At 73.0% G+C, this 7469-nt stretch carries 8 protein-coding genes; 4 read left to right on the top strand and 4 right to left on the bottom strand.

Annotated elements, in window-relative coordinates; genetic code table 11:
- Positions 1–534: hypothetical protein (locus tag VFE05_04860; GenBank protein HET6229388.1), on the bottom strand; the 534-nt coding region annotated here is incomplete at its 3' end.
- Between the two features lie 311 nt (positions 535–845).
- Here VFE05_04860 and VFE05_04855 point away from each other — a divergent pair.
- Positions 846–2951, top strand: coding sequence for a molybdopterin oxidoreductase family protein (locus VFE05_04855; protein HET6229387.1), 2106 nt, complete (start codon positions 846–848; stop codon positions 2949–2951).
- A gap of 121 nt (positions 2952–3072) precedes the next feature.
- Complete coding sequence (locus tag VFE05_04850; GenBank protein ID HET6229386.1) at positions 3073–4230, top strand: glycosyltransferase family 4 protein; 1158 nt, start codon at positions 3073–3075, stop codon at positions 4228–4230.
- 349 nt (positions 4231–4579) lie between these two features.
- Here VFE05_04850 and VFE05_04845 read toward each other — a convergent pair whose 3' ends face one another.
- From VFE05_04845 to VFE05_04835, 3 genes are read right to left on the bottom strand one after another with little or no spacing between them, the layout of a single operon-like run.
- Positions 4580–5035 (bottom strand): hypothetical protein, encoded by a 456-nt coding sequence (locus VFE05_04845; GenBank protein HET6229385.1) that lies wholly within the window; start codon positions 5033–5035, stop codon positions 4580–4582.
- Between the two features lies 1 nt (position 5036).
- Positions 5037–5669: a sigma-70 family RNA polymerase sigma factor gene (locus VFE05_04840; protein ID HET6229384.1), complete on the bottom strand. Its 633-nt coding sequence runs from the start codon at positions 5667–5669 to the stop codon at positions 5037–5039.
- Positions 5666–6217: a hypothetical protein gene (locus tag VFE05_04835; protein HET6229383.1), complete on the bottom strand. Its 552-nt coding sequence runs from the start codon at positions 6215–6217 to the stop codon at positions 5666–5668. Before VFE05_04835 ends, VFE05_04840 begins: the two co-directional genes overlap by 4 nt.
- Before the next feature lie 269 nt (positions 6218–6486).
- Between VFE05_04835 and VFE05_04830 the strand changes: the two genes are divergently transcribed.
- Both VFE05_04830 and VFE05_04825 read left to right on the top strand, forming a co-directional pair.
- Positions 6487–7047, top strand: coding sequence for a sigma-70 family RNA polymerase sigma factor (locus VFE05_04830; GenBank protein HET6229382.1), 561 nt, complete (start codon positions 6487–6489; stop codon positions 7045–7047).
- Positions 7035–7469 (top strand): hypothetical protein (locus VFE05_04825; GenBank protein HET6229381.1); only part of this gene is annotated, 435 nt, incomplete at its 3' end. The genes VFE05_04830 and VFE05_04825, both read left to right, overlap by 13 nt.

Here is a 7469-nt window from a genome sequence, read left to right as displayed (position 1 = left end):
CAGCCCCTCGACCGCGGCGTGGCAGACGTCGTCCACGCGGAAGTAGGTGTGCAGCGCGCCGGTGAAGGCGAACGGCTGCTCGCCCGTGTTGGTGACGGCGAGCGTCATCGACAGGCTCTCGGCGAGGCTCACAGCCAGCTCGGCGCGGAAGGCGTACGGCCAGATCGCGCGCGTCTCGTCGCTGTCGCACAGCTCCACGATGGCGAGCGCGGCGCCATCATCGCCGGTGCCCATCTCCGTCATCTCCCACTGCGCGGTGCGCGCGAAGCCGTGCTTGGGCAGCGCGCCCTCCCCGAACTGCGGGAAGATCACCGGCACGCCGCCGCGGATGGTCACGCCTCCCTCGAACCGCGCGCGCTCGCTCACGAAAAGCATCTCGCGCCCGTCCGCCGCCACCCACGAGGTGAGGTGTGCGCCGTTCAGGTACAGGACCGCGCGGCTGCCGGACGCGTGCTCCAGCTCCACCGTCTCCATCTCGTTCCTGCCGGTGGAAAGCGAAACGACCGTCTCGCCTGGCTCTTCGGTAGATGACATCGGTCGCTGCGTTCGGGTGGATGCCGCGCCAACCTGAAGCGCCGCGGGCGATGCGGGAACCGGGCCGCGCCATCGCGGGCCCGCATCTCCAAACCGCATAGGCTCACGCGGAGGCGCGGAAACGCCGAGAACTGCAGGAGGGCGAGCTGTTCTCCGCGTCCTCCGCGTCTCCGCGTGAGGCGTGTTCGTCGATGATCACAGGGAAATCGTGAGTGACGCCGCAGCGCCCCGGCGTGCTGGTACGGACCGGGGCGGGACTGTAGATTGAGAGCGACCGCGCAAGCCGTTCCGCCGCTTTTCCCTACGTGACGATGCCCATCTCCGAAGCCCTGCCGCTGGTGCGCGACGGCGTGGTGCGAGGCGCCTGCCCGCACGACTGCCCGGACACGTGCGCCATGCTGGTGCACGTGCGCGACGGCCGCGCGGTGCGCGTGCAGGGCGACCCCGCGCACCCGGTCACGCAGGGCTTCCTGTGCACCAAGGTGAACCGCTACGTGGAGCGCACCTACCACGCGGACCGGCTCACCACGCCGCTGCGCCGCGTGGGTCCCAAGGGCGAGGGCCGCTTCGAGCCGGCGACGTGGGATGAGGCGCTGGGCGACATCGCCGCGCGGCTGAACGCCATCCGCAGCGGGCCGCACGGTCCGCAGTCCATCCTCCCGTATTCGTACGCCGGGACGATGGGGCTGGTGCAGAGCCAGTCGATGGACCGGCGGTTCTTCCACCGCATCGGGGCGAGCCTGCTGGCGCGGACGATCTGCGCGGCGGCGGGCACGGAGGCATGGAAGCACACGTACGGCGACCGCATGGGCCCCACGCCCGAGGAGGCGGAGCGCGCCAAGCTGGTGCTGCTGTGGGGCACCAACACGCTCACCAGCAACCCGCACCTGTGGCCCGCGCTGCGCCGGGCCCGCGAGAACGGCGCGCGCCTCGTAGCCATCGACCCCATCCGCACGCGCACGGCGGCGCAGTGCGACGCGCACCTCGCCATCCGCCCCGGCACCGACGCCGCGCTCGCGCTGGGGATGATGCACGTGATCTTCCGCGACGGCATGGAGGACCGCGATTACCTCGCCCGCCACACCGTGGGCTGGGAGATGCTGCGCGACCGCGTGGCCGAGTGGACGCCGGCGCGCGCAGCAGCGGAAACGGGCATCGATGCGGATGCGATCGAATCGCTCGCGCGCGAGTACGCGCTGACGCGGCCTACGTTCATCCGCCTCAACTACGGCATGCAGCGCCACGCGGGCGGCGGCATGGCCATCCGCGTGGTCTCTCTCCTCCCTGCCGTGACGGGCGCGTGGAAGGACGTGGGCGGCGGGGCGACGCTCTCCACCTCCGGCGCGTTCAAGGCGAACGGACCCGCGCTGGAGAGGCCGGACTGGGTGCCGCCGGCCACGCGCACCATCAACATGGTGCAGCTCGGCGCCGCGCTCACGCGGCCGGACGCGGGCGTGGGCGGACCGCCGGTGAAGGCGCTGGTCGTCTACAACTCCAACCCCGGCGCCGTCGCCCCCGACCTGGGCAAGGTGCGCGAGGGGCTTCGGCGCGAGGACCTGTTCACCGTCGTCCTGGAGCACTTCCGCACGGACACGGCGGACTATGCGGACTGGGTGCTGCCCGCGACCACGCAGCTTGAGCACTGGGACGTGCACACGGCCTACGGGCACCTGTACGTCACGCTCAACCGCCCGTCCATCGCCCCGGTCGGCGACAGCCTGCCCAACTCCGAGATCTTCCGCCGCCTGGCGCAGCGCATGGGGCTGGAGGATCCGGAGTTCCGCGACACCGACCTCGACCTCATCCGCCAGGCGCTGGACTCGGCGCACCCGGTGATGGCGGGGGTCACGCTGGAACGGTTGATGGATGAAGGCTACGTGCGCCTGAACGTGCCGCGCGACTTCGCGCCGTATGCGGACCCGGAGCGGTTCAACACGCGCTCGGGGAAGATACAGATCCACGCGCCGGAGCTGGCGGAGCTGGGTCTCGATCCCCTGCCCGCGTACACACCCCCCGCCGAGAGCGCATCCGCCGACCCGGCCCGCGCCGCGCGCTTCCCGCTGATGCTGCTGTCGCCGCCGGAGCACCCGTTCATGAACTCCACCTTCGCCAACGTGCCGCCGCTCGCCCGCGCCGCCGGCGAGGCGAAGCTGCTGCTGCACCCCAACGAGGCCGCCGTGCGCGGTATCCGCGAAGGAGACGCGGTGCGTAGCTTCAACGACCGCGGCGCCTTCACCGCCCGGGCCGTCGTCACCGAGGACGTGCGCCCCGGCGTGGCCGTCTCCTACGGCGTCCGCTGGGCCCGCCTCTCCGCAGACGGGCACACGGTGAACGACACCACGTCGCAAGCCGTGACCGACATGGGCGGCGGCGCCGTCTTCTACGACAACGCCGTGGAAGTGGAGCTCACCGCATGAGTTCGCCTTCCGACCTCGCCGCGACGAACTCTGGACACCGCGCCGAAGTCTCCTCCACGACACACCGCAGTACGTCCCCTCTCCCGCTTGCGGGAGAGGGTGGCGGCTCTCGGGCCGCCGGGTGAGGGCCCTTCGCATCCTCTACATCTCCCACTCGTTTCCGCCGGCGGGTCGGCCGCTGGACAACGTGGGGGGAATGCAGCGCCTGGCGGTGGAGCTCCACGCCGCGCTGGCCGCGAACCCGGACGTGGAGCTCGTGCCCGAGGTGTTGCGGACGTCGTGGAAGTGGACGCCGTACCGCGTCGGGCCGTACCTCGCCCGCCTGCTGGCGACGCTGCCCGCGACGGTGCGGCGCGAGCGGATCGACGCCGTGTTCTTCTCGTCGATGGTCACCGCAACGCTGGCGATGCCGCTCGCGGGGCGCATCCGTGCGGCGGGCGCGCGGCTCGCAGCGATCACGAACGGGCTGGACGTCACGGATCCGAACCCGGTGTGGCAGCGCATCGTGCCACGAACCCTGGGTGCGCTGGACGTGGCCTTCCCGATCAGCCGAGCGACGGCGGAGCAGTGCGTGGCGCGGGGGCTGCCGCGGGAGAGGTCGCGCGTCGTCCCCGTCGGCATCGACCTGTCGCGGCTGTCGCAGCCGCGCGTTCCGGGCGCGAGCCGGCGCGAGCTGCTGGCGGCGCTGGCGCAGTCGGGAGATGGGAACGCGCCCATTCCGGGAGATGCGCTGCTGCTCGCCAGCGTGGGGCGCCACGTGGAGCGGAAGGGCTTCCAGTGGTTCACGGACGAGGTGATGCCGCTGCTCCCGCGCGACGTCGTCTACCTCCTCGCGGGCGAAGGGCCGATGACGCCCGCCGTGCGAGCGGCGATCGAGCGGCAGGGGCTGCATGATCGCGTCCGCCTCCTCGGCCGCGTGACGGACGAGATGCTGGGGAAGCTGTATCGCGGCGCCGACCTGTTCGTGATGCCGAACGTGCCGGTGGCGGGCGACATGGAGGGCTTCGGGATCGTCATCCTGGAAGCCGGCCTCTCCGGTCTCCCCACCGTCGGCAGCGCGATGGAAGGCATCCTCGACGCGGTCACACCGGGCGAGAACGGCGACCTCGTTCCCCCGCTGGACCCGCGCGCCCTCGCGGACGCCATCCTCCGCTGCCACCACGACCGCGCCGCGCTGGCGGAAGCATCCGCCCGCGCCCGAACGTTCGTGGAGGCGACGTACGGTTGGCCCGGCATCGCCGCCCGCTACGTCGCCCACCTCCGCGACGTCGTCGGCTGACGTTCGCGCCACCGGCACATCCTCGTAGCCGAAGCACGGGCGAACACGCAGGTCCGCGCCCTACCGGTCGGCGGCGATGGTGCGTGAAACCGTGCACCGAACCACCCGCATCGGGACCACCGCATGGTAGGGTCGCACCTATGTGTGCGACCGTCTTTCAGCATAGGTGGATGGCCGAGAACCGGTGCGTCGTCGCGTCGGCGGCGCGGACGGATGCGCAGACGTCCACCTGTCTGAATGGATGGTCGGGGATTTGGCCGATGCGTGGGCCGATCATCTACCGGAAAAGAAGCGCCCCGGCCCTCTCGCGAGGTTGGGGCGCTTCTTGTGTGATCGTACGCGGACGGCTTCAGGTGCCGACGGCGGCGTTGAGGAGGGCGTCGGACTCGGCTTCGCCGCTGATGAGCTGGCCAACGGGGTCCGGCATGGACGCCTCGACCATCTGATCGACGGTCGGCTCGCGGACCTGCGTGGCGACCTGGCCGCCGGAGCCGGCGATCGTGTCGCGCTTCAGGACGCCGCTCACGGCCACGAGCGCGATGCTCGCCGCCGCGGCCGCGGGAACGAGCCAGCGCGTGCGGAGCGAGGCGATCTTCCGGACCGGCACGGCCGCGGCCGGAGCGTGCGCACCTTCGTCGCCCGTGCGCGCGCGCTCGGCGGCACGGAGGCGGGCGAGGGGCAGCTCGGCGTTCGCGGAGATCGCGCCTCGCATCCGGTCCCAATCCACCTCGTGCTCCGGCGCGTCGCCGTGCACGTCGCGGAGGGCGGCGGCCAGCCGGGGGTCTTCGGCGGCCAGGGGGGTCATCTCATCCATCGGTGCTCTTCCTTTCGTATCGCGACAGCACGCCGCGCAGCGTCTTCCGCGCCTCGTGCAGGTGCCACCGTACCGTGCCTTCGGAGATCTCCAGGATCTGGGCGATCTCCGGCCCGCCGAAGCCTTCCACGTCGAACAGCTGCAGGATGGTCCGCTGCCGCTCGGGCAGCGCCGCCATCGCTTCCGTCAAAGCCCCGCGCAGCTCCGACCGCTCCGCCTCGCGCTCCGGCGAGGCCAGGTGCGTCGCCGCGCTCTCGGGGATCTCGTCCACCGTGCGCAGCGAGCGCGCCTTGCGGGCGTTGAGGCCGCGGTTCACCAGGATTCGGAAGAACCACGGCCCGAACGGGCGCCCCGCCTCGAACGTGTCGATGCGCTGGAGCACGGCCATGAACGCGTCCTGCACCAGGTCCTCGGCGTCCTCGCGCTGGCTCATGAGCCGGTACGCGACCGAGAAGGCGCGGCGCATGTAGGCGTTCACCAGCCGGTCGAACGCGGCCGCGTCGCCGCGCCGCACCCGCTCGACCAGCGCGGCCTCGTCCGCCGCTTCCTCCGCCGACGGCGCCTGGCGGGTCGACGGGGGGCGGTGCGCGGCGCCTGCGGGAAGCGGCACCTCCAGCCCGTTCACGGACGCCCGGGCGCGCCCGGCCTGCGGCGCCTGCCCGGTCCGCCCGCGCCGGGGCGCCCTCCGCCGGGACCGCGCGCCCGGATCAGCTGGCGGGCCCGCGCCTTCTGCTGCGGGGTGAGCACGCCCTGCGCCTCCTGCATGGCCGCCTGGAGGTTGCGCCGCATCTGCCCCACCGTGGGCCGCATCGGCTCGGGCACGTCGGCGCGGTGGCCCTGGAGGCGCTCGTCGCGCAGGCGGGCCAGGGTGTCGCGGCGCTGCTCGGGCGTCAGGCGCTGGAAGGCGGCGCGGCGCTCCTGGCGGAAGTCCGCCATCTGCCGGCGCAGCTGCTCGCGCAACGGGCCGTTCTGCGCCTCCAGCCGCCGGGCGATGGCCTCCAGGCGCGACACCTGCGCGGCGCTCAGGTTCAGCTCGGCGGCGTGCTCGTGCAGCAGCGCGAAGGGACGCGGGTCGGCGGCGTCCACGTCCGGTCCCGCCCCTCCCTGCGCCGCCAGCGGCAGCGGGGCCGCTGCGAGCGCGAGGCCCAGCAGCATGCGGTGAATCATCTTCATCGTACTATAACCTCCGGGCCGAACCGGCCGCGTTACATTGCCGTAGTCTCACCATTCGCCATCGCGCGGCGCACGAGCCTCCGCGCCGGCCTCGCAGGACAGTACCCCCCAGGCACGCCGAACGTTGGGCCGCCGCCGCGGGACCACGCGGGGACCGCATCTACCGCGCCCCCGGCCCCGCCCTTCCCGCCATGCAGGCTCCTTTCCGCCGCCCCGGGCAACCGTGCGGGGCGGGCCGGCATCTGATCAGGTGGACCCGGAACCGGACCATGGAAGACACCGATCTCGTCAGACAGGCACAGCAGGGTGACGGCGGGGCGGTGCGCGCACTGTACCAGCGCCACTCCCGGCGCGTGTACGCCGTGGTCCGGCGCCTCGCGGGCGAGGACGCCCTGGCCGAGGACTGGGCCCAGGAGGCGTGGGTGCGGGCGATCCGCGCCCTGCCCACCTTCCGCGGCGACTCGGCGTTCAGCACCTGGCTGCACCGCATCGCGGTGAACAGCGCCCTGCACGGCCGCCGCTCGCGGGAGCGGCGGGCCGGGCGGGAGACCAGCATCGACGACGACTGCCCGGTGCACACCCGCCCCGCGGGCGACCAGGCGGTGCTGCGGCTGCGGCTGGAGAAGGCGATGGCCCGGCTGCCCGAGGGCATGCGGCGCGTGCTGGTGCTGCACGACGTGGAAGGATACACGCACGAGGAGATCGGCGAGATGCTGGGCGTGAGCGCCGGCACCTGCAAGAGCCAGCTCTTCAAGGCGAGGGGCAAGATGCGAGCGATGCTGGCCCCCGCCCCCGAACCGATGCACGGAGTGGAGACATGCAGCACCTGAGCCTGGAGGACCTGGCGCGGCTGGTGGACGAGCCGCCCGAGCCCGACGAGGCCGCCCACCTGCGCGGCTGCCTGGTGTGCCGCCGGGAGATGGAGGAGATGCGGGCGCAGACCGAGGACCTGGCCGGCCTTGCCGACCCGGAGCCTTCGCCGGGCGCGTGGAGGGCGCTGGAGGAACGGCTGGCCGCCGAGGGACTGGTGCGCGGGCCGGCCAGGGTGACGGCCATGCCGCGGCGCGTGTGGCTGCACCCGGCCCTGCGCGTGGCGGCCGCCGCCGCGCTCTTCCTGCTGGGAGCGGGCGCCGGCGCGGGCTACTGGGCGCGCCACGCCCGCGGCGACGGCACCCAGCCGCTGGCGAACGCGCCCACGGCCGGAGCCCGTCCGTCGCCCGATGGCGCGGCGGATTCGCAGCCGGGCACGACG

The sequence above is a fragment of the Longimicrobiaceae bacterium genome, from assembly GCA_035696245.1.
Taxonomy (GTDB): domain Bacteria; phylum Gemmatimonadota; class Gemmatimonadetes; order Longimicrobiales; family Longimicrobiaceae; genus DASRQW01.
The sequence above is the reverse complement of the archived record's forward strand: the minus strand, read 5'-3'. Positions and strand labels throughout refer to the sequence as shown.